The sequence below is a fragment of the Streptomyces sp. NPDC001507 genome (assembly GCF_042894765.1).
Lineage (GTDB): Bacteria > Actinomycetota > Actinomycetes > Streptomycetales > Streptomycetaceae > Streptomyces.
In genome coordinates, this window is the sequence record NZ_JBIAVV010000004.1 from 383,119 (window position 1) to 407,771 (window position 24,653).

Genomic DNA, 24,653 nt, shown 5'->3' on the forward strand with positions numbered 1-24,653 from the left:
CATGCTGCGACCGGTCACCGACACCGACGGCACCCCCTTCTGGGAGTACGCGGCCCGCGGCGAACTCCGCGTCCAGGCCTGCGCCGACTGCGGCGAACCCCGCTTCCCGCCCCGCCCCTGCTGCCCGCGCTGCCAGTCCTTCGCGAGCGAGTGGCGGCCGACGAGCGGGCGGGGCCGGATCTGGTCGTACGTCGTCCCGCACCCGCCGCTGCTGCCCGAGTACGCGGCGCAGGCGCCGTACAACGTGGTCGTCGTGGAACTCGACGACGCGCCCCGGATACGGCTGGTGGGCAACGTGGTGACGGAGGCCGGGGCGCCGCTCGGCTCCCTGCCCCCGGACCGGATCCGGATCGGCGCCCGGGTGCAGGCGGTCTTCGCCGACGGTCTGCCGCAGTGGGTCCTGGAGCGGCCGTGAGCCTGCGCCTGGACACGGACGAGGAGAGCGGCGTCGCCGTCGTCACCATCGACCGCCCCAAGCGCCTCAACGCCGTCGACCTGGCGACGGCCGACGAACTCGCCTCCGCCTGGCGGGCGTTGCGCTTCGACGACGCGGTACGGGCCGTCGTGCTCACCGGGGCCGGCGGGCGCGCCTTCAGCACCGGGCTCGACCGGGACGCCGTCGTGCCGCAGCCGGCCTCGCCCTACAGCCAGGACGACCCGCTGATCGCCGTCGGGCCGAAGGCGAACGACCTGTGGAAGCCGGTGATCGCCGCGGTGGCCGGGATGGCCTGCGGGGGCGCGTTCTACCTCCTGGGCGAGTGCGACTTCGTCGTCGCCGACGAGACCGCGGCCTTCTTCGACCCGCACACCTCCTACGGCATGGTCAGCGCGTACGAGTCGGTGCTGATGGCGCAGCGGATGCCGTACGGGGAGGTGGCCCGGATGGTGCTGATGGGCAACGCCGAGCGGGTGGGGGCGCGCAGGGCGTACGAGGTGGGGCTGGTGTCCGAAGTGACGCCCGCCGGGGAGGCGTTGGCGGCGGCCGTGCGGTGCGCGACCGTCATCGCCGGGTATCCGACGGAGGGCGTGCAGGGCAGCGTGCGGGCGCTGTGGGCGGCGAAGGGGGCGGACCGGGAGCGGGGGTGGGCCCAGGCGCCGCACCTGATCACGCTGGGCAACCTGCCCGGCGAACGGCAGGCGGAGCTCTTCGCCGACCGCACACGCACGACACCGCGCACCCGCTGATCCGCCGAGCGCCCAAGAAGCTGCCAGCGGCTGCCGCCGGGCGACTGCAGGTGCGTCGTGGCCGATCGCGCAGTTCCCCGCGCCCCCGTCCTTCAGGGGCGCGGGGAACTGCGCGACAAGCCCCCACGGCGCCGCAGGGGCCCCGCGACCCGCACGCCCACGGCGCTCCCTGAAGGGGCGCTGGTGCAGCTCCCCTGTCTTTCAGGGGCGCGGGGAACTGCGCGGCGAGCCCACACGGCGTCGCAGTGGTCCTGCGAACCGCACCCCCGCGGCGCTCAGGCGGTCCGGGCCGTGCCGGTGCCCTTCTCGGCGTCCAGGGCGTACACGCACCGGTCCTTGCTGCACGCGTACACCACCCCGTCCCGCACCACCGGCGACCCGGTGATCTCCCCGCCGGTGGCCAGCTTCCACCGCAGCCGGCCGTCGTCGGCCTTCAGCGTGTACAACAGGTGGTCCGTGGATCCGAAGTGGATGCGGCCCTCGGCCACCACCGGAGAGCCCACCACGTCGCCGCCCGCCTGGAAGCGCCACTTGGGGGTGCCGGTGACCGCGTCGAGCGTGTACAGGCCCTTGCCGCTGCCGACGTGGACGTGGCCGGCGGCCACGAGCACCGGCTCGATCGAGGCGCGGGCTTCCGTCGCGATGCGCCAGCGGTCGCGGCCGTCGGTGGCGTCGAGGGCGTAGACGGTGCCGAGGTAGTCGGCCAGGTAGATGCCGCCGCCCGTGACCGCGGGCCCCGGCACATACGTGGGCGGGGAGAGGAAGACGGCCGGCGCCTCGAAGTGCCAGCGGACGCGGCCGCTCGTGGTGTCGAGGGCGATGACGCGGGTGCCCGCGGAGGCGTACACGAAGCCGTCGTCGGCGTGGGTGAGGCGGACCGGGACGCCGCCGCATGAGGCCGCGTCGCCGATGGGGTAGGACCAGCGTTCGTCGCCGCTACGGGCGTCCAGCGCCCGCAGCCGCGCGTCCTGCCAGACGTAGACCGTGCCGTCGTGGAGGGACGGCCCGGACTCGGGGGCCTCGAAGTCGGTCTGGGCGCCGGACAGCTCCCAGAGCTTCTGCCCGTTGGACGCCTCCCAGGCCTGGACGCCGCCGCCCCGGGTGCCGGTGACGAGGGTGCCGCGGTCGGCCTTGAGGGAGTACACCCAGGCGTCGGTGGACAGCCGCCACAGGTCGCCGCCCTCACGGGCCTCCAGGGCGAACAGGGTGGGGCCGTCGGAGGCGTGGACACGGCCGTCGGCGACCGCCATGGACCAGGCGACGTCGCGGGTCTTGAAGCGGCGGCGGCCGGTGGCCACGTCGAGGGCGTGCACCTCGAAGGAGGTGACGTAGACGAGGTCGCCGTCGACGGCCGGGGTGCCCCAGACGTCGTTGGACATCCGGAACCGCCAGGGCCGCCAGCCGGAGGCCGTCTCCGGGGGCAGGGCGGGGGCCGCCGGTACGACGGGGTCGGCGCCGTTGACACCGGGGCGGGGGCGGGACCAGCTGGCCACCAGGCCGGCCTCGGGCGGAGGTGCCTTCACGGCGGCGGCGCGGGCGTCGGCGACGCGCGGTCCCGGGCCGATCGGCACCGGGGCGCCGGCCAGGCGGACCGGACCGGTGTCGGGGGCGCCCACCGGGACGGGGGCCGGGACCACGGGGTCGTAGGAGGGCGGCGGGGGGACCGCGAGGCGGCCCGCGCTGCGCCCGCCGGAGGGGCTGGCGGAGGGTTTGACGGCGGGGCGGCCGCCGCGGCGGGACTCGATCAGCCCGACCGCCTTCTCGGGCAGCCAGGCGGACGCCGTACCGCTGTCGTCGGAGCCGGAGCCGAACAGGTGGGGCGCCAGCTGGGCCTGGAGGTCGGCCGGGTTGGGGCGGGCGGTGGCCTCCATCTGCATGCAGGACTCGATGAGGGGGCGCAGCTCGTCCGGGAGGCCTTCGAGGTCCGGGCCCTCGCGGAGCAGCATGAAGACGGTCTCGACCGGGTTGGCGCCGTGGAAGGGCGGGTGGCCGGTGGCGGCGAAGACGAGCATGGAGCCGAGGGAGAAGACGTCGCTCGCGCCGGTGACGCTGCGGGAGTCCTTGGCCTGCTCCGGGGACATGTAGGCGGGGGTGCCGACCGCGACGTTCGTCATGGTCAGCCGGGTGTTGGAGACGCCGGAGGCGATGCCGAAGTCGATCACCCGGGGGCCGTCCTCGACGACGAGCACGTTGGACGGCTTGAGGTCGCGGTGGACAAGGCCGGCGCCGTGGATCGACTGGAGCGCCTCGGCGACGCCCGCGGCGAGCCAGCGGACCGCCTGGGCCGGGAGCGGCCCGCAGTCGTTCACTATCTCTTCGAGGGAGGGCGCGGGGACGTAGGCGGTCGCGAGCCACGGCACCGCGGCGCGCGGGTCGGCGTCGACGACGGCGGCCGTGTAGAAGCCGGAGACCGCGCGGGCCGCCTCCACCTCGCGGGTGAAGCGGACCCGGAACAGCTGGTCCTCGGCGAGCTCGGTCCGGACCGTCTTGATCGCCACGCGCCGCCCGGACGCCGAGCGCGCCAGATAGACCAGCCCCATGCCGCCGGCCCCCAGCCGTCCCAGCACCTCGAACGGCCCGATCCGCCGCGGATCGTGCTGCGTCAGCTGATCCACCACTTGCCTGCCACCTCCCCGTACGGGCCCCGTCCACCCACATATGTACGCGACCCCGTGCAGCGTCTCACCACCGCACCGCCATGGCGGCACGCACCCCGATTCTTCCTGGCCCGGGCACAGGTTGCGAACCCGGCGACGAATCGGGGTGTCACATGACAAAGTGAGACATTTATCCGCGGAGAGCCGCCCGTTTCCGGCCTCAGCGTTCCAGCAGCGCGAAGAACGCCCCTTGATTGTCGGTCACGACGGCCACTTTTCCGTACGACGTCTCGAAGGGCGGCGTCTGGACCCGGCCGCCCAGCTGCTGCACGGCCAGGGCCGCGGCCGCCACGTCCCCGGTGCGGAAGTGGACGACGAACTGGGAGGGCATCCCGGCCGCGAACACCTCGGTCACCGGGGCGCGGCCGAAGTCCGGCCTGGCACCGGCGCCGAAGAGGGCGGCGGTGAAGAGCCGGCCGTAGAAGGCGTTGGCCGCTTCGGGGTCGCTGGTGTACAGCTGCGCCCAGGCGAAGGTGCCGGGGGCGTGCCGGACGCCGAAGCCGGGGTGGCCCGCGGCCTGCCAGAGCCCGAAGACGGCGCCCGTGGGGTCGGCGGCCAGGGCGGCGGTGCCGAGGTCGCGGACGGGCACGGGGTCGTTGACGATCTGTCCGCCGATGGCGACGATCCGGCGGGCGAGGTCCCGGGCGTCCGGGGTCGCGAAGTACACCGTCCAGACGGTGGGCATCCGGCCGTCCCGCTTCCGGGCCAGCCGGGCGACGGCCGCGCCGTCGAGGCGGGCCCACACGGCCTCCGGTCCCGCGTCCTCGAAGGTCCACCCGAAGAGCCCGCCGTAGAACCGCTTGCCCGCCTCCACGTCGGGGAGCTGCGCGTCCACCCAGCAGGGGACGCCCTCCGCGTATCCCGCCGTGTATCCGGATGCCCTGTTTTCGGCCATGTCGTCAAAGTAACCGCCCGGCCCGTACCGCGCAGACCAGCCGCACCGGCCCCTATACACCCGCGCACCCCATTTGCAGTCGGCCGAATCGCGCTCCGATCACCCCTCGGTAAGCTGACGGCATGACAGGACAAGTGCGTACCGTCGACGGCCGCGTGGCCGGCCGGCGTGGGCAGGCGACCCGGCAGAAGCTGCTCGACTGCCTCAGCGAGATGCTCAGCTCCTCCCCTTACCGGGACGTCAAGGTCATCGATGTCGCCCGGAAGGCGGGCACTTCGCCCGCGACCTTCTACCAGTACTTCCCGGACGTCGAGGGCGCCGTCCTGGAGATCGCCGAGCAAATGGCCACCGAGGGCGGCCAGTTGACCGAGCTGCTGGCCGGACGCTCCTGGGTCGGCAAGGCCGGCTGGGCGACCGCGCAGGAACTCGTGGACGGTTTCCTGGAGTTCTGGCGCAAGAACGACGCGATCCTGCGCGTGGTCGATCTCGGGGCCGCCGAGGGGGACAAACGGTTCTACAAGATCCGGATGAAGATCCTGAACTCGGTGAACAACTCCCTGACCGACTCCATCGCGGAGTTGCAGTCCAAGGGCAGGGTCGACAAGGACGTCAACCCGGCCGCGGTGGCCGGTTCGCTGGTCGCCATGCTCGCGGCCGTCGCCGCGCACCAGAAGGGTTTCCAGACCTGGGGCGTGAAGCAGGCCGAACTCAAGCCGAACCTCGCGCTGTTGGTGCATCTGGGCGTGACCGGGAAGAAGCCCACGAAGTAGTCGCGCCCTGGGTCCTGTCTGGCGGGCGGTGGTTCCCGTACGGCGGTGAACCACCGCCTGCCGCCCTAAGCCGGCAACGGCCGGTCCCGCACCACGTGCTTCATCACCAGGGTCGAGGTCAGGCGCTGCACACCCGGCAGGGTCGCGAGCCGCTCGTCGTAGAGCCGCTGGAAGGCGGCGAGGTCGGCGGTGGCCACCCGCAGCAGGTAGTCGGGTTCGCCGAACAGCCGCTGCGCGTCCAGCACATGGGGGATCTCCGCGAGCGCCCGCTCGAAGTCGGCGACCGTGTCCCGGTCCTCCTGCCGCATGGAGACGAAGACCAGCGCCTCGAAGGTCAGCCCCACGGCGGCCGGGTCCACCACCGCCCGGTACCCGCTGATCGCCCCCGCCCGCTCCAGCTCGCGCAGCCGCCGGTGGCACGGCGAGACGCTCAGCCGCACCCGCCCGGCCAGCTCGGTCACGGTCAGCCGCCCGTCCTGCTGAAGCTCGGCAAGGATTTTCCGGTCCACGTCGTCCATGAGCAAGATTCTCCCCCGGAACCGGCACTCCCGAGCAAATTTCGGGAACACTTTCGGGACAATCGAGCCTAATGTCCCTTCCATGGACACCGGACTCCTGCTCTCCTTCCTCGCCGTGGACCTGCTGCTGGTGTGCGTGCCGGGCGCCGACTGGGCGTACGTGATCGCCGCCGGGGTGCGCGGCCGCTCGGTGCCACGGGCGGTCGCGGGCCTGATCGCCGGGTACGCCCTGCACACCGCGCTGGCGGTCGCGGGGCTCGCGGTGCTGGTCGCCCGGTCGCCACGGCTGCTCACGGCCCTGACCGTGGCCGGCGCCGGATACCTGCTGTGGCTGGGCTGGGGGGTGCTGCGCCGCCCGACGGTCCCGCGGGAGGCCGAGGAGGCGGGGGCCGGGGCACAGGGCTTCTGGCGGGGCGCCGCGATCAGCGGCCTGAACCCGAAGGCGCTGCTGCTCTACCTCTCGGTGCTCCCCCAGTTCCTGGTCACGACGGGCGCCCACCTCCCCGTGGCCGCCCAGACCGCCGTCCTCGGCGCCCTGCACATGGCCGCCTGCGCCGCCGTCTACCTGGCCGTCGGTGCCCTCTCCCGCGCCCTGCTCGCCGCCCGCCCGCGGGCCGCCCGCGCGGTGACCCGCACCTCGGGGGCGGCGATGCTGGGCATCGGGGCGCTGCTGCTGGGGGAGCGGCTGTTCTAGCCGCTCCCCCGGCTTCTCAACGCCGGTCCAGGACGGTCCTCGACTGGGCGGCCAGGTCGGCCGGCACGCTCGTCCTGGTCTCGCAGGAGGCGTCCGCGCCGGGGGCGGCGGCGGTGTCCGGGTAGGCGCAGACCGTGCGCTCGGTGCCCGGGGCGGGTCCCTTCTGGTCGAAGGACTCGGGGGCGCTGCCGTGCTCGGTCCACGCCTCCAGGGTGTTCAGGAGCTGCGCCCGCGGGTCGGTGCTGCCGGCGAGGGCCGGCTCGGTGTGGCCGACGCCGGGGAAGTAGAAGGTGCGGACGAAGGAACGGGTGCCCGGGACGCCGTAACGGTCGAACAGGCGCTGCTGGTAGTTGTAAGTGTTGAACGGCAGGATCAGGGGGTCGCCGGTCCCCGCGTAGTAGAGGATCTTGCCGTTGTTCTTCCGGACCTTGGACAGGTCGGTGCTGTCGGTGGCGGCGGTCTTCTCGAACTTGCGGTACGACGCCTCGAAGAACCGCGGGAAGTTCTCCATGGTCATGTTCTTGCGCCAGTCGTAGTCCGGGTCCTGCTCCAGCCAGTTGCGGACGTAGGTCTCGATCAGCGGGCTCATGGTGTTCCCGCCGGGCAACAGCACCGAGAAGGTGGTGCCGCGGGTGACGCCGCCCCACAGCCGGTTGCCGTCGGCGTCGCGCGGGCCGTCCCAGATGAGGTCGATCGCCTCGGCCTCCGCGGGGGTGAGGCCCTTGACCTGGCGGGCGTCGAAGGTGCAGCGGCGGGGGTCGGCGACCACCCCGTCGGTGACGCCGTCCTCGGGGTCGCAGGCGGCGACGGCGGCGGCGTTCGCGGCGTCGCTCTTGGCGGGTGACAGGCCGGCGGGGCCGAGGAGTTCGTTGACGACGACCGCGGGCCAGGCCTCGCCGATGATGAACCGGTTCCAGTTGACCGCCGGGTAGCCGATCAGGAAGCCGTCGTACTCGTCGCCGTACTTCTGGGCCATCTGCCAGCCCTGCCGGCCGCCGGTGGAGCCGCCGACCCAGTAGTTGCGCCGGGCGGCCCGGCCGTAGTAGCTCTTCGCGAGGGAGAGCGCCCAGACCGTCTGCTCGTGCAGGCTGCGGTCGATGAAGTCGTCGATCTGCCCGGTGTTCAGCTTGCCGGCGGGGGACAGCACGAAGCCGCCGCCGGCCTCGCCGCAGCCGGGCTGGGCGTTGGCCTCGCCGGTCCTCGGGTCGGTCGCGTCGCACCAGGCCGAGCTGTGGCCGGTGTCGGTGACCGAGCCGACCTCACCGCGCTGGACCGCCACGCTGAGGTCGCCGAGGTTGCCGGCGTACCCGCCGCCGCCCATGTTGAGGACGCGGCCGTTCCAGGCGCCCGTGTAGCTGCCGCCGGCGCCGGCGTCGGCGGTGCTGAGCGGGAGGGTGACGCGGACGTTGACGGCCCGGGTGGGCACGAGGTCGACCTGGCAGTACGCCGGGAGCGTGCCGGAGGCGGGTACGACCTCGGAGCTGATGCTCTTGACGTGGGAGCGGGCGAGCACCGTCTGCGCGAGGTCGGCGCAGGCGGGCCCGGACGCCCGGCCGCCGTTCTCGGCGCCGGCCGGCTGCACGGCGAGCGCGGACACGGTCACCGTCACGGCGCTCACGAGGCCGGCCGCGAGCCGCAGCCGGCGGGCGCAGGAGCGGGCGGGCCGCTGGGACGAGAGCGGTTCACGTGTGGTCATTCGTCGGCCTTTCGGAGGCGGGAATGCTCAACGCGCCATTCCAGCGTCCGGTTACGCACCCCGGCACCGCGTGTGCCGCTCCGCGGAACACCCGACACGAACCCCGACGGCCGTACGCCTTCGACCGCGGGCCGGTGCCGGCTTGTCGCGCAGTTCCCCGCGCCCCTTCTCTCCACGGCAGCGGTCCGGCAGCAGTTCGGCTGCAGGTGCGTGGGGGCTGATCGCGCAGTTCCCCGCGCCCCTAAAGGGGCGCTACGGCAGCGCCCCTTCTTTTAGGGGCGCGGGGAACTGCGCGACAAGCCACGACGGCGCCGCAGACGGCAGACGGCAGTCGGCAGACGGCGGGGTGCTCTACCGGCGGGTCAAAGAAAAGATGCGGATCTGCCGGTCCACCCGCTTCTGGTAGGCGGCGTACGGGGGCCAGAACTCCAGGAGCTGCTGCCAGGCGTCCTCCCGTTCCGGCCCGTCCAGCAAGCGGGCGGTGACCTGGATGTCGCGGCCCTTCCAGCTGATCTCGGCGTCGGGGCGGTGGAGGAGGTTGTAGGTCCAGGCGGGATGACCGGCGCGGCCGAAGTTGGAGCCGACGAGGAACCAGCCGTCGCCCGAGGGCATGCACGCCAGGGGCGTACGGCGCGGCTGTCCGCTGCGCGCACCCGTGGAGGTGAGGATCACCCCGGGCAGCATCCGGTCGCTGAGCAGCATCCGGCCGCCGCTGAGCCGGTGCACGGCCCGGTCCAGGGCCGGGATCACATGCGGGGCCACCTGGGCGAACCCCCGGGTCGCGGACACCCTCTGCACCAGCCGTTCGCCGATCACACCGCCACCTCCCGCCCCGTGAACAGCCCGGCCGCCTCGGCCGCGTGCGCGCGCAGCCGGTGCCCCGGCCCGAACAGCAGCTCGTCCCCGGCGCCCCGCTTGAAGTACAGGTGCGCCTCGTGCTCCCAGGTGAACCCGATCCCCCCGTGCAGCTGGATGCCCTCCCCCGCGGCGGTGCGCAGCGCCTCCAGCGCCTGCGCGAGCGCCAGCGCGCCGACCGGTTCCCCGTGCGCCGTCGCCCAGGCCGCGTAGTAGGCCGCCGACCGGGCCGCCCGCACCGCCACGTACACGTCGGCCAGCCGGTGCTTGACCGCCTGGAACGACCCGATGGCCCGCCCGAACTGCTCGCGCTGCTTCACGTACTCCACGGTCCGCTCCAGCGCCCGGTCGGCGGCTCCCACCGCCTCGGCCGCGAGCACGGCGGCCACGGTGTCGCCGAGGGCGGCGAGGGCCGGCTGGATGTCGGCCTCTTCGTCCGCCCCGACCAACTCGGCCGGTGCATCGCGCAATTGCACACACGCCTGACCGCGCGTGGCGTCGAGGGCGGTCCGCCGGGTCCGTACGACCCCGTCGGCGTCCCCCGCCACCAGGAAGAGCAGGACCCGCGGGCGGGCGTACCCCCCGGTGTGCGCGGGGACGAGCAGCAGCCCGGCGCTGTGCCCGTCCAGCACCTGGTCGGCCTCGCCGTAGAGCCGCCACCGGTCCCCCCGGTGCCGGGCCTGGACGCCGCCGGCCCGCCCGCCGCCCGCCCAGTCGCCGCCGGGGGGACCCGTGAGCGCGAGGGCGGTGCCGAGCCGGGTGCCGGGGACGGCGAGGGCGGCGGTGAGGCTGCCGTCGGCGATCCTCGGGAGCAGTTCGGCGCGCTGGGCCCCGGTGCCGAGGGCGAGCAGCAGCGGGGCCGCGAGCACGGCGGTGGCGAGGAACGGGGTGGGGGCCAGGACGCGCCCCAACTCCTCTGCGGCGAGCACAACTTCGGTGCTCGTGCAACCTGTGCCGCCGTACGCCTCGGGGAGGGCGAGGCCGGGCAGGCCGAGTTGTTCGCCGAGGGCGGTCCACAGGCCGGGGTCGTATCCCTCGGGCCTGTCGACGGCGGCCCGCACGTCCTCCGGGCCGCAGCGCTTGTGGAGCAGTTCACGCAGGGCGCGCCGGATCTCGTCCTGCTCGTCGGTGAAGCGGGCGTCCATGACCGGACCTCCTGACGATCTGACGGTCCGTCATGCTAGGGGCGATGGATGCAGATGCACAGGGGCGGAGTCCGGTGTATCTGATGTACCGTCAGATCCATGACTGGACCCCGCAAGGTCGCCGTGGTCGGAGTGGCCCTGTCCGACTGCGGCCGGGTGGACGAGGCCACCCCCTACGCCCTGCACGCCCAGGCGGCCCGCCGCGCGCTGGCCGACGCCGGCCTCGGCCGTGAGGTGGTGGACGGCTTCGCGTCGGCGGGGCTGGGGACTCTGGCACCCGTGGAGGTCGCCGAGTACCTGGGCCTGCGCCCCACCTGGGCCGACTCCACCTCCGTCGGCGGCTCGACCTGGGAGGTCATGGCGGCCCACGCCGCCGACGCGATCGCGGCGGGCCACGCCAACGCGGTCCTGCTGGTGTACGGCTCGACGGCCCGCGCCGACATCAGGGCGGGGCGGCGCACCGGAAACCTGTCCTTCGGCGCCCGCGGCCCCCTGCAGTTCGAGGTCCCCTACGGTCACACCCTCATCGCCAAGTACGCGATGGCCGCCCGCCGCCACATGATCGAACACGGCACCACGGTCGAGCAGTTGGCCGAGATCGCGGTCCAGGCACGGGCCAACGCGGCACTCAACCCGGACGCGCTGTTCCGCACCCCGATCACCGTCGACGAGGTCCTGTCGGGACCGATGATCGCCGACCCCTTCACCAAACTGCACTGCTGCATCCGCTCGGACGGCGGCGCGGCGGTCCTGCTGGCGGCCGAGGAGTACGCACGGGACTGCCGCACCGCCCCGGTGTGGGTCCTCGGCACGGGCGAGTGCCTCTCCCACGCCACCATGTCGGAGTGGGAGGACTTCACGGTCTCCCCGGCGGCGGTGAGCGGGCGACTGGCCTTCCGCCGGGCCGACGTCACGCCCTCCGACATCGACTTCGCCGAGATCTACGACGCGTTCACCTACATGACCCTCGTCACCCTGGAGGACCTCGGCTTCTGCCCGAAGGGCGAGGGCGGCGCGTTCGTGGAGAAGGGGCGGCTGCGGGTCGCGGGCGGAGAGCTTCCGGTGAACACGGACGGCGGCGGCCTGTCGGCCCAGCACCCGGGCATGCGGGGGTTGTTCCTCCTCGTGGAGGCGGTACGGCAGCTGCGCGGCGAGGCCGGGCAGCGGCAGGTGCGCCGAGCGGACGGGGGGCTGCCGGAGCTGGGGGTGGCGTCGGGGACGGGGGGCTGGTTCTGCTCCTCGGGGACGGTGGTGCTGGGGCGGGGGTGAGCGGGCGGACGGATTCCCCGACGAGCGGCGGCAACCTTTCCGGCTCCGGCGGCGACTGCCGTACCGGAAGCTTCGAGTCGTTCGAAGGACGTGCACCGCCGAACCGCGTAAGGATCCCCTCCGTGGCCTCCTCCTCACATCGCCGCCGTACGCAGCCGAAGCCGGACCGGGACTTCGAGTGGCGCCCGGTCCGCGGCCCGTTGCTCGCGGTCGCCGCCGTGGCCGCCGTCGTCCTCGTCGTCACCCTGGTCGTGGCCTTCCGGCCCGGTGCCGCGGCCGGTACCACCGGACAGGACCGGGCGGCGTCCGGCCCCCCGTCCGAAGCCGTGACGAGCGCGGCGGCGACCCCGAAGGAACCGTCACCGAAACCGTCCACGGCGTCACCCGCCCCCACCGCGAGCAGGCGGACCACGCCGTCGCCGAAGCCCTCGGCGACGGCGTCCGGGACCCCTTCCCACACGGCGGCGAACGGCACCACCCGTACCAGCACGGCCCCTGCGGCCGGCCGGATCCGCCCCGGCACCGCCTACCAGGGCGTCGCCACCTCCTACGACGCCGGCAACGGCGACGGCGCCTGCTCCTTCGGCCCGACCTCCGACGTGCTGACCGCCGCGATGAACACCGCGGACTACGAGACGGCGAAGGCCTGCGGCGCGTACGTCGCCGTCCGCACGGCGAGCGGTACGTCCGTCACCGTACGGATCACCAACGAGTGCCCGGCCCCCTGCGCGGCCGGCCAACTCGACCTCAGCCACCAGGCGTTCGCCAGGCTCGCACCGCTCTCGGCGGGCCGGATCGCGATCACCTGGAGCCTGCTGAGCCCGGCCGTCTCCGACACCGTCTCGATCCGCTACAAGACCGGTTCCAGCCAGTACTGGTGCGGCATCCAGGCGATCGGCCACCGCAACCCGCTGGCCCGCCTCGAGGTCCGCACCGGCGGCGGCTGGCTGGCGCTGACCCGCACCGATTACAACTACTTCCTCTCCGAACGGGGCGCCGGCTGCGGCGGCGAGATCCGCCTCACCGACATCTACGGCGAACAACTCACCGTGCCGGCCCTGGCCGTACGCCCGGACGTGGTGCAGCGGACCGGGGTGCAGTTCTCCCGCCACTGACGGACAGCGCCCCGAGGGGCGCGAGGAACTGCGCGACCAGCCCCGCCGGCCCGCGGTGAGCGACCGGCCCGGCCCGCGAAGCGGCTACCGCACCGGCACGATCCGGTGACCGCGCCGCGGGGCGGGCCCGTCGAGCAGCGCGACGCCGATGTGGTGGCGGCTGCGCACCCACGCCGTGGGCGCCATGACGAGCCCGACGACCGCGAGGCACACGCCGGCCCAGAAGAGGCCCGCCTCGTGGACGGCGTAGCCCAGCGCGGCGACGGACACGAGGAGGGACAGCACCGACACCGCCGCCCACCCGTTCCGCACCCGCCGGGTCCGCGCGTGGTCGGCGACCTCGGCGAGGACGGCCGCCGTACAGACGGGGCACTCCAGCTCGACCCGGTCCCGGCCCTCGGCCGGCCGCACCAGCCGGAACTCACGCGCGGCCCAGCTGACGGCCCGTGTCCTGCGCCGCCCGGCATCACCGCTTACGTGGCGTACGGCCACGTTCACGGTCTTCGGTCCCCTCATGCCGGACAGTGTGGGGCCGGGGCACAGGTGTTCGCAGCGGTTCGCCCGGTTGTGCCCCGGGGTTTGGCCGCAAGGCCCCCGGACAGGCCGCACGAGGTGGCTGATGACGCGGGTACGGGAGGTACCGAGTGATACTCGGCACATGGCAGCAACGGATCTTCACGCGCTCCTGAAGTCGCTCCGCGTCTGGTCCCCCGAGACCACGGAGCTACGGCCGTTCGACCCCGAGTCGGCGCCCGACGCCCCGCTTCCGCTCTTCACCGCCTGGTTCGCGGAGGCGGTGGCGGCCGGACAGCCGGAGCCGCACACCGTGTCGCTGGCGACGTCGGACGACGAGGGCCGGCCCGACGTCCGGATCGTGATGCTGCACGGCGCGGACGCGGACGGCTGGTCCTTCGCGTCGCACGCGACCAGCCGCAAGGGGCACCAGCTGAGCGCCCGCCCGTACGCGGCCCTCGCCTTCTACTGGCCGGTGCTGGGCCGCCAGGTCCGGCTCCGCGGCCCCGTCACCGCGGCTCCCTCGGAGGAGAGCCAGGCCGACCTGCACGCCCGCTCGACGGGCGCCCTGGCGGCGGCACTCACCGGCCGCCAGAGCGGGCTCCTGTCCTCGCTGGAGGAACTGCGGGAGGAATCGGAGGCGGCCTGGGAACGCGCCCGCGCCGACCCGGACGCCCCCTCCCCGACCTGGACCCTCTACCGTCTGCGCCCGCAGGAGGCGGAGTTCTTCCAGGGCGACCCGGACCGCCGGCACGTCCGGCTCCGGTACGTCCCGGCGGGGGACGGCAGGTGGCGCAAGCACCTGCTGTGGCCGTGAGCGCCCACCCTCAGGCGGTGAGGCCCTCGATGGCCACGGGAAGGTGCCGGGGGCCGCGCAGCACCGCGTTGGCCCGGTACGGCGGCGGGTCCTCGAGGAGCCCGGTGAACCTGACCCGTCTGAACAGCTCGGGCACGGCCGCGTGGAGTTCGATCCGGGCGAGCGGGGCGCCGAAGCAGTAGTGGATGCCGGTGTAGAAGCCCAGGTGCTCGTTGTCCTTGCGGTCGGGGTCGAACCGGTCGGGGTCGTGGAAGCGCACGGGGTCGCGGTTGGCCGCGGCCAGCATGAGCCAGACCGGCGAGCCCTTGGGGATGGTCGTGCCCGCGACGTCGATGTCGGCCAGGGCGGTGGTGAACGGTATGAACTGGACCGGGGGCTCGTAGCGCAGCACTTCCTCGATGAGCGGGACGGCCAGCTCCGGCTCCTTCCGGAACCGCTCGAGGACATCGGGGTGGCGCAGCAGGGTGAGGGTCGTGTTGGTGATCGCGTTGACGGTGGTCTCGTGGCCGGCGACCAGGAGCAGCACCGCGGTGGCCTCCAGGTCCGCCGGTGTCATGTCGTGGGCGAGCGCGCTGAGTATCCCGGGGCCGGGGTGGCGGCGCTTGGTCTCGATCAGGCCGTTCAGGTACGCGCCCAGCTCCTGGCGGGCCCGCTGTGCCTCCTCCTGGCCGGCGCCGCCGGAGGCGGGATCGAGTGACGACGCCAGGGCGTCGGCCCATCCGTGGAAGCGCGGTTCGTCCTCGCGCGGCACGCCGAGCACCCGGCAGATCGCGGTGACGGGCAGGGGGTAGGAGAAGTCCTCGACGATGTCGACCTGGTCCTTGCCCTCGAAGGCGTCCAGCAGCCCGCTGACCACCTTGGCCAGCTCGCCGCGCAGGTCGTCGAGGAACCTGGGGCTGTGCGGGGGCCCGAACGGCCGGTTGATGGTGTCGCGCAGCCGGTCGTGCACGGGCGGGTCGGTGAAGATGAAACTGGGCGGCAGGCCGGTCTCCTCCGCCGGCTGCCCGGTGCGCGCGTACCCGGGCGGCCGGTTGCTCGTGTCGTTGCTCAGCCGCGGGTCGTTCGCCAGGCTCCGCACCTCGTGGTAGGTGCTGACCAGGTAGGTGCCGTCGTCCTCCCGCCTCACCGGTGTCTTGCGCAGCTCCGCGTAGAGCGGGTACGGATCGGCCCGGTTGGCGTAGTCGACGATCTGCGCGGAGATGGGGTCGGGCGTCATGGCGTCTCCTCGGGGCTCCGGGCGGTACCGGGCCGGTGCTCAGGCGTGCGACGGGACGAACTCGACCCGTCGTTCGCTCGGCGAGTGCCCCGTCAGCGTGACGGTGGCCCCATGGGTGGGCAGGTGCGGATCGGGGAAGGCGGGGTCGACCGGCTGCAGCGTCTCGGTCCGGCGGTCGACCGTGCGGTACTCCGGCGGGAAGGGCGCACCGGACGCGATCTGCTGCTCGTAGAACCCCAGCCACTTGGCTCCGTCGAAGGCCACCGCGGCGATGCAACGGCCGCGGTACCCGTACACCGCCACGAACCGCTCCTCGGCCAGTGTCCCCTGTACGACGGCCAGCTGGTCGCCCAGCGAGGGCACACCCACCGACTTGATGTTGACGCCGAACTGGGAGGACCAGAACATCGGCAGCCACAGATGCGGACGGCGCTCCGGGCTCGCGCAGATCATGTTGTGGGCGGCGATCTCGGCCTGCTCGACCGCGTTCCCCCAGTGCTCCAACGCCAGGAACTGGTAGTCGAACAGCGGGTGCGGGCTGCGCGCCACGTCTCCGGCGGCGTAGATGTCGTCGGTGACGATGCCGTTGACGTCGAACACCCGGCACCCGGCGTCGCACGCGATCCCCCGGGGACCCGCGGCCAGTCCCGACCCGGCCAGCCAGTCCGTGTTCCGCATGGCGCCGAGCGAGACGACCGCCACCTCCACGTCGACCGTCGAACCGTCGGACAGATGGGCCCGCCTCAGCCGCCCCACGTCGTCGCCCTCCAGGGCGGTGACACTGATCCCACAGCGCAGGTCGACGCCGTGCTTGCGCTGCAGCCCCTCCGCGACCGAGCCGATCACCCCGCCGAGCGCGCCCACCAGCGGCGCCGGACCACGTTCGGCGACCGTCACGTCCAGGCCCAGCTCCCGGCAGGCGGAGGCGACCTCGGAACCCGTGAAACCGGCGCCGATCACCAGCACCCGCGACACACCTGAGGCCAGCTTCCGGGTCAGACGCGCGGAATCGTCCCGGGTACGCAGCACGAACACCCCGTCCAGCGCGGCCTCCTCCGGGTGGAACCAGGGCCGCGCCCGGGTCCCGGTGGTGATCAGCAGCCGGTCGTAGGGGACTCGGTCGCCGTTGGCCAGGACCACCTGCCTGGCGTCCCGGTCCAGCTCCTCGGCGGCGACGCCCAGCCGCCACTCGGCGTCGACGTCACGCCGCCGCGGCAGCGCGGTGTCCTCCGGCCGGACCCGCCCCAGCAGCGCCCCCTTGGACAGCGGCGGCCGGTCGTAGGGCTCGTACGGCTCGTCGCCGATCATGGTCAGCGACCCGGTGAAGCCCTGCTCACGCAGGGTCTCGGCCGCACGCAGGCCGGCCAGCGAGGCGCCGACGACGACGATGCGGCCCTGGCGCCGCAGGACCTCGACGTCCGCGTCAGCCGGCATGGGACTCCACCCGCTTCGTCGGCTCGTCGGAGTAGTCGACCAGGATGGCCTGGACGGGACAGGCGGCAGCGGCCTTCTCCACCCCGTCACGGTGCTCCTCGTCGAAGCGAGGGGAGAACAGCAGCGCCTCCTCGCCGTGCAGGGCGAAGACGTCCGGGGCGAGAAAGACGCACTGCGCGAATCCCTGGCACCGGTTGAGATCGACGACAAGCCTCATCGGGCACCCGCTCCCTGCGCGGGCCACGGACCCCACGGGCTCCGCACCCGTCCGCGCTCGGTCCAAACAGTGGTCGGCACGCCTCCTCCCCAGCGTGTGCCTCCCCAGATCCCCTCGCAAGTACAGCACCCGCAAGGGCCCTACCGAACCCACCCGAGCGCCATTCCGGCAGCGCCCAGCAGTCCGGTCCCGGGACCCGCCCGAGCAACGGTCCGGCAGCACCCCGAATCCCCACCCCGGGACCCGCCCGAGCGACGGTCCGGCAGCGCCCCCGAAGGGGCGCGGGGAACTGCGCGACCAGCCACGACGGCGCCGCGGACGACCGACCTCAGGTCCCGACGACGCCGCGGACGACCGACCTCAGGTCCCAACGGCGCCACGGACGACCGACCTCATCCCGAACTCGTACACCGCCCAGTCGGCCACCTCCCGGTAGCCGATGCGCTGGTAGAGCGCGTTGCTCGTCGGATTCGCGAGGTCCGTGAAGAGCAGCACCTCGGCGGCCCCCGCGGCCCGCGCCGCCCGGCTCACCTCCGCGGTCACCGCCCCGGCGTACCCGCGGCCGCGCAGTTCCGGCGGGGTGTAGACCGGCGCGACCCGCACCTGGCCGGCGACCGCCGGGGTCAGGCCGGCCAAGGAGACGGGGGTGCCGTCGGGGGTCTCCCAGAGGGTGACGCCGCCGTACGAGAGCCGGAAGTCGGCCCACTCCCCGGCATCTCCGCCGACCCGCAGACCCGCGTCGGCGACGAACCCCTCGTACCAGCGGACCAGCAGGTCCCGGTCGGACGCCTCGGCCACCCGCGCCCGACCCTCCGGCGCCGGTACGGGGGACGTCAACTCGGCGAGCCGGTACAGGCGTTGCAACTCGTGCAGCTTTCCCGGCACCCCCGTCCGCCGTTCCCATGCCGCCGCGAACGCCTCCGCCGTGGCGCCGTCGGCGCAGATCCCGGACACCGGGTGGCCAAGGGCGAGGAGGCGCTCGGCCAGCGTCTCGGCCTCGGCGGCCGTGAGGCGGGTGACGTTCAGGGCGTACGGGGGTGTGTGGAGCAGCGCCGCGGCCACGCCGCCGTCGCCGCGGGTCAGGACACCGAAGAACGGTGGGTCGCCGCCGTACGCCCGCGGACCCCGCCGCCGGAGCTGCTCGGTCACCGTGAGATGGACGGTGTACAGGTCCGGACGGGAGTGAAGGAAGTCGCGGCCACGGGCGAGGAATTCGTCGACATCGTCGGTGAAGTGCCATTGAGAGGACCGAAGTTGTGAATTCATGGTCCATGGTCGCGGCGGACCGCCAGGCTCCGCACCCGAATTAACCCCGCTTGATCGGTCCGGCCCGATCGGTCGGCCTGATCGGTCGGCCTGTCGGTCCGGCTCAGTCCCGCGCCGGGACCCGGTCCAGGTCCGGGCTCGGGTCCGTGGCCAGGCGGCCGTGCAGGTGGACGTCCCGGAAGGCGTCCTGCCGGCCCGCCTCGAACATGGCCCCGCGCAGCGTCCCCTCGTAGCCGTAGCCGCACGTCAGGGCGATCCGGCAGGACGCGTCATGGCCGAGGGCGTGGCCCAGCTCCAGGCGGTGCAGGCCCAGTTCGGCGAAGGCCCAGTCCGTCGCCAGGGCCAGCGCACGGGTGGCGACCCGGCGGCCCCGCGCCTCGGGCAACACCCAGTAGCCGACCCGGGCGGTCCGGAACGTGTGGTCGATCATGTTGACGCCGACGTGACCGAGGGTCGTACCGCTCGCCGCGTCCGTGATCCGGAACGGCGCACAGGTGCCGTCCGCCGCCTGCTTCCGCTGCGCGGCCAGGGCGGCACGGGCACCCGCGAGGTCGTTCACCACGGTGAGCGGGGTGTTCCAGCGACGGAAGTCCGGGTCGGTACGGGACCGCAGCCACGCCTCCACCTGCACCTCCGCGTCCGGGTCCCAGCGGTCGAGCCGCAGCCCGTGACCGTGCGGGGTGGCTTCGGGGCGGGGGACGGCGGGCTGTTCATCGGTGAGGGCCATGAGGTCATTGAAACCCGTGCACCGGGCGGAACACCGGCACCCCCTCCCGGAAGGCGACCTCCAGGTCCAGCCCGGCGCGAAGGCTCTCCGGGTGGGCGGCCACCAGTTCCGTCATCATGCGCGGACCCTCGGCGAGGTCGACCACGGCGGGCACGTACGGGACGCGGTCACCGAAGGGCGCAAGGTCGTTGCGGTGGACGACGGACCAGGTGTAGAGGGTCGCGCGGCCACTCGCCCGCTCCCAGGCGACGTCCTCGCTCCAGCAGTGCGGGCAGAACTCGCGGGGATAGTGGTGGGCCCGGCCGCAGGAGCCGCAGCGGCGGAGCAGCAGCCGCCCCTCGGCCGCCGCCTCCCAGTAGGGCCGGGTGAAGGCGTCCGGTTCGGGGCGGTCGTATCGCGGGCGCTCGCCGCGTATGCCCTCGGCACCGGCGTCGGAGCCGCCGCCGGAACTCCTCGTGTCCGCTCTCGTCGCATCCATGAACCTGACGTTATGTCAGATCCTGAAGCGCAGCCCAGACCCGGATGGGCAAAACCTGTGCATTTCCCGTGACCCTGTGGGCCCCCCGTGAGTTCCCGGGAAATTGTTGACGATTTTGTCGGGCCAAGATTACGTTCGCAGCCGCAAGGCCAAGGAGCCGACACGAGAGGCAGCAACGTGAAGCACAGGGCAGTGAAGCGCAGGACCGTGGTCATGGGGATCGGCGCCACGGCCGGTGTCGCGGCAGTCGGCGGTGTCGCTCTCAGCGCGCAGGCGTCGAGCAGCTCCCCCTCCTCGTCCTCGGACTCCCTGACGTTCGACCCGGACGGGTACTCGAAGCTGACGACGACGATCACGGACACCGAGGGCACCGAGCACAATGTGACATACCACTTCTGGAAGGCGATCACCTACGTCGCCAACCCGGTGGACGCCACCTACCAGTCCCTGATCGTCAGCGCCCCCGTCGAGATCGACGGCACCGCGGTCGATCCGACGAACGCCCCGATCCTGCTCGCCAACTCCATCGGCGGCTACCTGCCCGCCTCCGTGGCCGACGCCACCGAGGTCGGCGGCGGCGGTTCCGCGGCGGGCGGCGGCACCCCGCCGAGCGGCGCGGCCCCGAGCGGCGCGGCCCCCAGCTCCTCCGCGAGCGCGGCCTCCAACGCCAACGGCAACACCAACGCCACCGGCGGCGCCACCGCCAGCAACCAGCTGCTCGCGCTGGCCGCCGGGTACGTCGTGATCGAGCCCGGCGCCCGCGGCCGTACCCTCAAGAACTCCGACGGCGAGTACCACGGCACCGCCCCCGCCGCGATCGTCGACCTCAAGGCCGCCGTCCGGTACATCAGGGCGAACAAGGGCCTGATCCCGGGCAACGTCGAGCGAATCGTTTCTGCAGGCACCAGCGCGGGCGGCGCCCTCTCCTCGCTGCTCGGCGCGTCCGGCGACAGCCCGATCTACGACAAGTACCTGAAGGAGCTCGGCGCGGCCGACGCCTCCGACGCGATCTTCGCGGTCGGCGCCTGGTGCCCGATCACCGACCTGGAGCACGCCGACGGCGCCTACGAGTGGAACTGGGGCACCAACGCCCTCTCCACCGGCAAGCAGGTCGACCAGACCGTCTCCAAGGACCTGAAGGCCCAGTTCGCCGAGTACCAGGCGGGCCTCAAGCTGCGCGGCCTGGACGGCTTCGGCCCGCTGACCGCCCGCAACTACGACGACTACCTGGTCGAGCAGTACCTGCAGCCGTCCGCCACCAAGTACCTCGCCGCCCTCTCGGACTCGGACCGCGAGACGTACCTGGCGAAGAACACCTTCATCACCTTCTCCGGCGGCAAGGCCACCTTCACCTGGGACGACTTCCTCACCCACGTCGGCGCCCGCAAGAAGGACACCCCGGCCTTCGACGCCTTCGACCTGTCGGCCGGCGAGAACAACGAGTTCGGAGCGGGTACCACCGAGACCCGCCACTTCACGGCGTACGGCGCGAAGAACGACTCCACCGGACTCAGCACCAAGCGGGTCGCCGCCGACATCCCCGAGAAGCTGAACCTGATGAACCCGATGTTCCACCTGGTGGAGAAGGTCAACGACCGCCGCTCCAAGCACTGGTGGATCCGCCTGGGCACCAGCGACTCCGACACCTCGCACGTCATCTCCGCGAACCTGGCGGCCCGCCTGGACAACCTCGGCGACGACGTCAACCACCTCTACTACTGGGACGAGGGCCACGGCGCCAACACCGACCCGGGCGACTTCATCACCTGGATCGCCACCGTGACGGGCTACGGCACGAGCAAGAAGAGCAAGCGGAATTGACAGGGTGCCGCGAAGTGAACAGGCGACCGCGGAACTGACAGGCCCCCGCGGAAACAAGAAGCTCTCACTTTCGTGATGGCACTCTCGAAGCCACGACAGCCTCCCTGAACGTGGTGCCCTTTTCCCGTCTGTCCAAGGGCACCGCCCACCCGTGACGTCGGGCTCCAGCGCACCGGGGCCCGACGTCACGGGCTTTCGCTTTCCGGCCGGTTCACAACGGATTCGCTACCGATTCCGTCAGATGAGGTGGCCTACGTCACAAGCCCCACCCACTTCTCCTACGGGTGTGATCAATCCGCAACCAATTCCGGTCTTGACCGAGACCCATCAACGTGACGCGTGATTACGCTCCCGCTCATGGCCGCATTTCCCCCCACCGTTTCGCCCGTCTACGTCATCGGCGCAGGCCCCGGAGGGCTCGCCGCCGCGTACGCGCTGCGGGCCCGGGGCGTCCGTGCCGTGATCCTGGAGAAGTCGGACGGCGTCGGCGCGTCCTGGCGCCGCCACTACGACCGCCTCCACCTGCACACCACCCGGCGCCTGTCCGCGCTCCCCGGGCTGCCGATACCGCGCCGCTTCGGCCGCTGGGTCTCCCGGGACGACGTGGTGCGCTACCTGGAGAAGTACGCCGAGCACCACGAGCTGGAGATCGTCACCGGCGTCGAGGTCTCCCGCGTGGAGCGCTCACCCGAGGGCGACGGCTGGCTGCTGCACGCCTCCGGCGGACGGGAGCTGACCGGCTCCGCGGTGGTGGTCGCCACCGGCTTCAACCACACCCCGCACATCCCCGACTGGCCCGGCCGGGACGGCTACGGGGGCGAGTTCCTGCACGCCGGCGCCTACCGCAACGCCGAGCCCTTCGCCGGCCGGGACGTCCTCGTCGTCGGCACCGGCAACACCGGCGCCGAGATCGCCGTCGACCTGACCGAGGGCGGCGCCTCCCGGGTGCGGCTCGCCGTCCGCACGGTCCCGCACATCGTGCGCCGCTCCACCGCCGGCTGGGCCGCCCAGTACAACTCCGTCCTGGTACGACGGCTTCCGACCGCCTTCGTCGACCGGCTGGCCCGCACCATGGCCAAGGTCAGCGTGCCCGACCTGGCCGCGCACGGCCTGCCCCGCCCCGACAGCGGGCTCTACAGCCGGGTGAAGCAGGGCGCCATCCCGATCCTGGACGTCGGGCTCATCGAGGCGGTGCGCCAGGGGAAGGTCGAGATCGTGGCCGCCGTCGACGGTTTCGAGGACGGCCAGGTCACCCTCGCCGACGGCACCCGCGTCTCCCCCGACGCGGTGATCGCCGCGACCGGCTACGTCCGCGCCCTGGAGGGCCTGGTCGGCCACCTCGACGTGCTCGACGACCGCGGCCGCCCGGTCACCCACGGCCCCCGCGCCCCGGAGAACGCCCCCGGCCTCTACTTCACCGGCTACACCAATCCCATCAGCGGCAACATCCGTGAGCTGGCCATCGACGCGGAGAAGATCGCGAAGGCGGTCGCCAGGAGAGCCGCGAAGACGGCCGCCGAACGGCAGCGGCGTCAGACCCGGTCCGAGCGCCAGCCGACGGCGTAACCAGCCACCCCCCTGCACATCGACCCCTGCACATCAACCCCTGTACACATCAACCCCTGTGCCCATCAAGCCCGTTGCTCATGTGACGCATGCGACGGGCGCCGTTTGTTACCGGCGGTAGCATCGCGCCCGTGCCCGGGACCAGAATGTGAGCCCTGCTCAACTTTCCGGTTCCACCCCTCTCGCCCAGCACGGAGGACGCACGTGGCACGCGAAAGACAGCTCTCTCCCCGGCCCGCCCCCGAGCCCTCTCCCCGGCTCTCCCGCCGCTCCCTCCTCGGCGGTGCCGCCGCCGGGGCCGCCGGCCTCACCGCGGTCTCCGCGGGAACCGCCCAGGCGGCCACGGCCGCCGCAGCCGCCCCGGCCGCCGCCTCCCGGACCGTCGACGTCGCGATCGTCGGCGGCGGCATCGCGGGGCTCACCGCGGCCCGCGACCTGGTGGCCGGCGGCAGGTCGGTGGCCGTGCTGGAGGCGCGGGACCGGGTCGGCGGCCGGGTGGTGAACCTGAAGCTGGCGAACGGCGGTTTCACCGAGGGCGGCGGAGAGTTCATCGGCCCCACCCAGAACCGCATCAAGGCCCTCGCCGACTCCCTGGGCGTGGCCACCTTCACCACGTACAACACGGGGAACAACCTCCTCTACAAGGACGGCAAGCGCACCCCGTACGACACCAGCGGCCTGCTCGGCTCGGTGCCGCCGGTGGACGCGGCGGGGCTGGCCAACGCGGCCATCGTGCAGTCCGAGCTGGACAGCATGGCCGCACAGGTCCCGGTGGACGCGCCGTGGACGGCCGCCAAGGCCGCCGAGTGGGACAGGCAGACCTTCGAGAGCTGGCTGAACGCCCACGCGATCGTGCCCTCCGCCAAGTTCCTGCTGGACCTGGCCTGCACGTCGATCTTCTCGGCCCAGCCCCGCGAACTCTCCCTGCTCTACGTCCTCTACTACATCGCCGCCGCCGGTGACGAGTCCACCGCGGGCACCTTGGAACGCCTCACCGACACGGCGGCCGGCGCCCAGGAGTCCCGTTTCGTGGGCGGTTCCCAGCAGGTCCCGATCAAGCTCGCCGCGACCCTCGGCGACCGGGTGGTGCTGAGCGCGCCGGTGCGGTCGATCGTGAGGTCCGGCAGCGGGTATGTCGTCACGGCGGACGGCATCACGGTCGGCGCGACCCGCGTCGTCGTCGCCCTGCCGCCCCCGCTCGCCGCCCGCATCACCTACGACCCGCTGCTCCCGGCCGCCCGCGACCAGCTCACCCAGCGGATGCCGATGGGCTCGATCGGCAAGGCCATCGCGGTCTACGACACGCCGTTCTGGCGGGCCGACGGCCTCAACGGGCAGGCGGTCAGCGACTCCGGCGTGGTCCGCTCGACCTTCGACAACTCCCCGCCGGACGGCTCCTACGGCGCCCTGATGGGCTTCATCGAGGCCGACGAGATGCGGGCGTACGACGCGGCGGCCGAGGCCGACGTCAGGGCCGCCGTGCTGGCCGACTACGCCAACTACTTCGGGGACAAGGCCAAATCCCCCACCTCCTTCGTGCTGCAGCGCTGGGACGATGAGGGCTTCTCGCGGGGCGGTCCGGTGGCCTACGCGCCGCCCGGGGTGCTGACCGAGTACGGGGCCGCGCTGCGCGAGCCGGTGGGCGGGATCCACTGGGCCGGGACGGAGACGTCGACGTTCTGGACCGGGTACATGGACGGGGCGGTGCGCTCGGGCGAGCGGGTGGCGAAGGAGGTGCTGGCCGCCCTCGGCTGAGAAGAAGGGCTGCTTCGGCCCTCAACTTTGCGTGCAGAGCAGTT

General features: G+C 73.0%; 23 protein-coding genes. 10 read left to right on the forward strand and 13 right to left on the reverse strand.

Features of this window, described 5'->3' with window-relative positions:
* Nucleotide 1 precedes the first annotated feature (1 nt).
* Both ACFY0K_RS15520 and ACFY0K_RS15525 read left to right on the forward strand, forming a co-directional pair.
* The gene (locus tag ACFY0K_RS15520) at nucleotides 2-415 is read left to right on the forward strand and encodes a Zn-ribbon domain-containing OB-fold protein (RefSeq protein ID WP_382725644.1); all 414 of its coding nucleotides are present in this window, start codon (nucleotides 2-4) and stop codon (nucleotides 413-415) included.
* Nucleotides 412-1,185 carry an enoyl-CoA hydratase/isomerase family protein gene (locus ACFY0K_RS15525; RefSeq protein WP_390640267.1) on the forward strand — a complete coding sequence of 258 codons (774 nt, stop codon included), beginning with the start codon at nucleotides 412-414 and terminating at the stop codon, nucleotides 1,183-1,185. The genes ACFY0K_RS15520 and ACFY0K_RS15525 overlap by 4 nt, the downstream gene beginning before the upstream one ends.
* Before the next feature lie 275 nt (nucleotides 1,186-1,460).
* On the opposite strand, the gene ACFY0K_RS15530 is transcribed toward ACFY0K_RS15525, so the two are convergent.
* Together ACFY0K_RS15530 and ACFY0K_RS15535 are read right to left on the reverse strand one after the other, a co-directional pair.
* Nucleotides 1,461-3,803: a PQQ-binding-like beta-propeller repeat protein gene (locus ACFY0K_RS15530; protein ID WP_390640268.1), complete on the reverse strand. Its 2,343-nt coding sequence runs from the start codon at nucleotides 3,801-3,803 to the stop codon at nucleotides 1,461-1,463.
* Between the two features lie 199 nt (nucleotides 3,804-4,002).
* Nucleotides 4,003-4,737 carry a VOC family protein gene (locus tag ACFY0K_RS15535; protein ID WP_390640269.1) on the reverse strand — a complete coding sequence of 245 codons (735 nt, stop codon included), beginning with the start codon at nucleotides 4,735-4,737 and terminating at the stop codon, nucleotides 4,003-4,005.
* Nucleotides 4,738-4,859: 122 nt separating this feature from the next.
* Here ACFY0K_RS15535 and ACFY0K_RS15540 point away from each other — a divergent pair, with 122 nt between their 5' ends.
* On the forward strand, nucleotides 4,860-5,507 hold the full coding sequence (locus ACFY0K_RS15540) for a TetR family transcriptional regulator (RefSeq protein ID WP_351484136.1): 648 nt from the start codon (nucleotides 4,860-4,862) through the stop codon (nucleotides 5,505-5,507).
* 65 nt (nucleotides 5,508-5,572) lie between these two features.
* On the opposite strand, the gene ACFY0K_RS15545 is transcribed toward ACFY0K_RS15540, so the two are convergent.
* Complete coding sequence (locus ACFY0K_RS15545; RefSeq protein ID WP_351957098.1) at nucleotides 5,573-6,025, reverse strand: Lrp/AsnC family transcriptional regulator; 453 nt, start codon at nucleotides 6,023-6,025, stop codon at nucleotides 5,573-5,575.
* Nucleotides 6,026-6,107: 82 nt separating this feature from the next.
* On the opposite strand from ACFY0K_RS15545, the gene ACFY0K_RS15550 reads away from it, so the two are divergent.
* Complete coding sequence (locus ACFY0K_RS15550; RefSeq protein ID WP_390640270.1) at nucleotides 6,108-6,719, forward strand: LysE family translocator; 612 nt, start codon at nucleotides 6,108-6,110, stop codon at nucleotides 6,717-6,719.
* 16 nt (nucleotides 6,720-6,735) lie between these two features.
* On the opposite strand, the gene ACFY0K_RS15555 is transcribed toward ACFY0K_RS15550, so the two are convergent.
* The 3 genes from ACFY0K_RS15555 to ACFY0K_RS15565 all read right to left on the reverse strand — a co-directional run bounded on the left by ACFY0K_RS15555 (nucleotide 6,736) and on the right by ACFY0K_RS15565 (nucleotide 10,415).
* Nucleotides 6,736-8,415 (reverse strand): tannase/feruloyl esterase family alpha/beta hydrolase, encoded by a 1,680-nt coding sequence (locus ACFY0K_RS15555; protein ID WP_390640271.1) that lies wholly within the window; start codon nucleotides 8,413-8,415, stop codon nucleotides 6,736-6,738.
* A 351-nt stretch (nucleotides 8,416-8,766) separates the two neighbouring features.
* Nucleotides 8,767-9,231 carry a nitroreductase family deazaflavin-dependent oxidoreductase gene (locus tag ACFY0K_RS15560; protein ID WP_390640272.1) on the reverse strand — a complete coding sequence of 155 codons (465 nt, stop codon included), beginning with the start codon at nucleotides 9,229-9,231 and terminating at the stop codon, nucleotides 8,767-8,769.
* Nucleotides 9,228-10,415, reverse strand: a complete 1,188-nt coding sequence (locus ACFY0K_RS15565) for an acyl-CoA dehydrogenase family protein (RefSeq protein WP_390640273.1) — start codon at nucleotides 10,413-10,415, stop codon at nucleotides 9,228-9,230. The genes ACFY0K_RS15560 and ACFY0K_RS15565 overlap by 4 nt, the downstream gene beginning before the upstream one ends.
* A 99-nt stretch (nucleotides 10,416-10,514) precedes the next feature.
* On the opposite strand from ACFY0K_RS15565, the gene ACFY0K_RS15570 reads away from it, so the two are divergent.
* Nucleotides 10,515-11,684: an acetyl-CoA acetyltransferase gene (locus ACFY0K_RS15570; protein ID WP_390640274.1), complete on the forward strand. Its 1,170-nt coding sequence runs from the start codon at nucleotides 10,515-10,517 to the stop codon at nucleotides 11,682-11,684.
* Nucleotides 11,685-11,806: 122 nt separating this feature from the next.
* Nucleotides 11,807-12,799: an expansin EXLX1 family cellulose-binding protein gene (locus ACFY0K_RS15575; protein ID WP_390640275.1), complete on the forward strand. Its 993-nt coding sequence runs from the start codon at nucleotides 11,807-11,809 to the stop codon at nucleotides 12,797-12,799.
* Nucleotides 12,800-12,883: 84 nt separating this feature from the next.
* Here ACFY0K_RS15575 and ACFY0K_RS15580 read toward each other — a convergent pair whose 3' ends face one another.
* The gene (locus ACFY0K_RS15580) at nucleotides 12,884-13,315 is read right to left on the reverse strand and encodes a hypothetical protein (protein ID WP_390640276.1); all 432 of its coding nucleotides are present in this window, start codon (nucleotides 13,313-13,315) and stop codon (nucleotides 12,884-12,886) included.
* 142 nt (nucleotides 13,316-13,457) lie between these two features.
* On the opposite strand from ACFY0K_RS15580, the gene ACFY0K_RS15585 reads away from it, so the two are divergent.
* Entirely contained in the window at nucleotides 13,458-14,129 is a 672-nt protein-coding gene (locus tag ACFY0K_RS15585) for a pyridoxal 5'-phosphate synthase (RefSeq protein WP_390640277.1), read from the forward strand.
* 10 nt (nucleotides 14,130-14,139) lie between these two features.
* Here ACFY0K_RS15585 and ACFY0K_RS15590 read toward each other — a convergent pair whose 3' ends face one another.
* From ACFY0K_RS15590 to ACFY0K_RS15615, 6 genes are all read right to left on the reverse strand, one after another.
* Nucleotides 14,140-15,345: a cytochrome P450 gene (locus ACFY0K_RS15590; protein ID WP_390640278.1), complete on the reverse strand. Its 1,206-nt coding sequence runs from the start codon at nucleotides 15,343-15,345 to the stop codon at nucleotides 14,140-14,142.
* A gap of 39 nt (nucleotides 15,346-15,384) precedes the next feature.
* Nucleotides 15,385-16,779, reverse strand: coding sequence for an NAD(P)/FAD-dependent oxidoreductase (locus tag ACFY0K_RS15595; protein ID WP_390640279.1), 1,395 nt, complete (start codon nucleotides 16,777-16,779; stop codon nucleotides 15,385-15,387).
* Nucleotides 16,769-16,996, reverse strand: a complete 228-nt coding sequence (locus tag ACFY0K_RS15600; protein WP_351957088.1) for a ferredoxin — start codon at nucleotides 16,994-16,996, stop codon at nucleotides 16,769-16,771. The genes ACFY0K_RS15595 and ACFY0K_RS15600 overlap by 11 nt, the downstream gene beginning before the upstream one ends.
* 360 nt (nucleotides 16,997-17,356) lie before the next feature.
* Nucleotides 17,357-18,262, reverse strand: coding sequence for a GNAT family N-acetyltransferase (locus ACFY0K_RS15605; RefSeq protein WP_390640280.1), 906 nt, complete (start codon nucleotides 18,260-18,262; stop codon nucleotides 17,357-17,359).
* A 103-nt stretch (nucleotides 18,263-18,365) separates the two neighbouring features.
* Nucleotides 18,366-18,989 carry a GNAT family N-acetyltransferase gene (locus ACFY0K_RS15610; protein WP_390640281.1) on the reverse strand — a complete coding sequence of 208 codons (624 nt, stop codon included), beginning with the start codon at nucleotides 18,987-18,989 and terminating at the stop codon, nucleotides 18,366-18,368.
* A 4-nt stretch (nucleotides 18,990-18,993) separates the two neighbouring features.
* Entirely contained in the window at nucleotides 18,994-19,467 is a 474-nt protein-coding gene (locus ACFY0K_RS15615) for a Zn-ribbon domain-containing OB-fold protein (protein ID WP_390640282.1), read from the reverse strand.
* A gap of 213 nt (nucleotides 19,468-19,680) precedes the next feature.
* On the opposite strand from ACFY0K_RS15615, the gene ACFY0K_RS15620 reads away from it, so the two are divergent.
* From ACFY0K_RS15620 to ACFY0K_RS15630, 3 genes are all read left to right on the forward strand, one after another.
* Nucleotides 19,681-21,288 carry a subtype B tannase gene (locus tag ACFY0K_RS15620; RefSeq protein ID WP_390640527.1) on the forward strand — a complete coding sequence of 536 codons (1,608 nt, stop codon included), beginning with the start codon at nucleotides 19,681-19,683 and terminating at the stop codon, nucleotides 21,286-21,288.
* A 357-nt stretch (nucleotides 21,289-21,645) separates the two neighbouring features.
* Nucleotides 21,646-22,854 carry a flavin-containing monooxygenase gene (locus ACFY0K_RS15625; protein ID WP_390640283.1) on the forward strand — a complete coding sequence of 403 codons (1,209 nt, stop codon included), beginning with the start codon at nucleotides 21,646-21,648 and terminating at the stop codon, nucleotides 22,852-22,854.
* A gap of 204 nt (nucleotides 22,855-23,058) precedes the next feature.
* Nucleotides 23,059-24,609 (forward strand): flavin monoamine oxidase family protein, encoded by a 1,551-nt coding sequence (locus tag ACFY0K_RS15630; RefSeq protein ID WP_390640284.1) that lies wholly within the window; start codon nucleotides 23,059-23,061, stop codon nucleotides 24,607-24,609.
* The last annotated feature ends 44 nt before the right edge of the window (nucleotides 24,610-24,653 follow it).

Coding starts and splice junctions, on each gene's coding strand:
- ACFY0K_RS15520 (WP_382725644.1), top strand. CDS start 2: ATGCTGCGACCGGTCACCGACACCGACGGCACCCCCTTCTGGGAGTAC.
- ACFY0K_RS15535 (WP_390640269.1), bottom strand. CDS start 4,737: ATGGCCGAAAACAGGGCATCCGGATACACGGCGGGATACGCGGAGGGC.
- ACFY0K_RS15540 (WP_351484136.1), top strand. CDS start 4,860: ATGACAGGACAAGTGCGTACCGTCGACGGCCGCGTGGCCGGCCGGCGT.
- ACFY0K_RS15545 (WP_351957098.1), bottom strand. CDS start 6,025: ATGGACGACGTGGACCGGAAAATCCTTGCCGAGCTTCAGCAGGACGGG.
- ACFY0K_RS15550 (WP_390640270.1), top strand. CDS start 6,108: ATGGACACCGGACTCCTGCTCTCCTTCCTCGCCGTGGACCTGCTGCTG.
- ACFY0K_RS15555 (WP_390640271.1), bottom strand. CDS start 8,415: ATGACCACACGTGAACCGCTCTCGTCCCAGCGGCCCGCCCGCTCCTGC.
- ACFY0K_RS15565 (WP_390640273.1), bottom strand. CDS start 10,415: ATGGACGCCCGCTTCACCGACGAGCAGGACGAGATCCGGCGCGCCCTG.
- ACFY0K_RS15570 (WP_390640274.1), top strand. CDS start 10,515: ATGACTGGACCCCGCAAGGTCGCCGTGGTCGGAGTGGCCCTGTCCGAC.
- ACFY0K_RS15580 (WP_390640276.1), bottom strand. CDS start 13,315: ATGAGGGGACCGAAGACCGTGAACGTGGCCGTACGCCACGTAAGCGGT.
- ACFY0K_RS15585 (WP_390640277.1), top strand. CDS start 13,458: ATGGCAGCAACGGATCTTCACGCGCTCCTGAAGTCGCTCCGCGTCTGG.
- ACFY0K_RS15590 (WP_390640278.1), bottom strand. CDS start 15,345: ATGACGCCCGACCCCATCTCCGCGCAGATCGTCGACTACGCCAACCGG.
- ACFY0K_RS15595 (WP_390640279.1), bottom strand. CDS start 16,779: ATGCCGGCTGACGCGGACGTCGAGGTCCTGCGGCGCCAGGGCCGCATC.
- ACFY0K_RS15600 (WP_351957088.1), bottom strand. CDS start 16,996: ATGAGGCTTGTCGTCGATCTCAACCGGTGCCAGGGATTCGCGCAGTGC.
- ACFY0K_RS15605 (WP_390640280.1), bottom strand. CDS start 18,262: ATGAATTCACAACTTCGGTCCTCTCAATGGCACTTCACCGACGATGTC.
- ACFY0K_RS15610 (WP_390640281.1), bottom strand. CDS start 18,989: ATGGCCCTCACCGATGAACAGCCCGCCGTCCCCCGCCCCGAAGCCACC.
- ACFY0K_RS15615 (WP_390640282.1), bottom strand. CDS start 19,467: ATGGATGCGACGAGAGCGGACACGAGGAGTTCCGGCGGCGGCTCCGAC.
- ACFY0K_RS15620 (WP_390640527.1), top strand. CDS start 19,681: ATGGGGATCGGCGCCACGGCCGGTGTCGCGGCAGTCGGCGGTGTCGCT.
- ACFY0K_RS15625 (WP_390640283.1), top strand. CDS start 21,646: ATGGCCGCATTTCCCCCCACCGTTTCGCCCGTCTACGTCATCGGCGCA.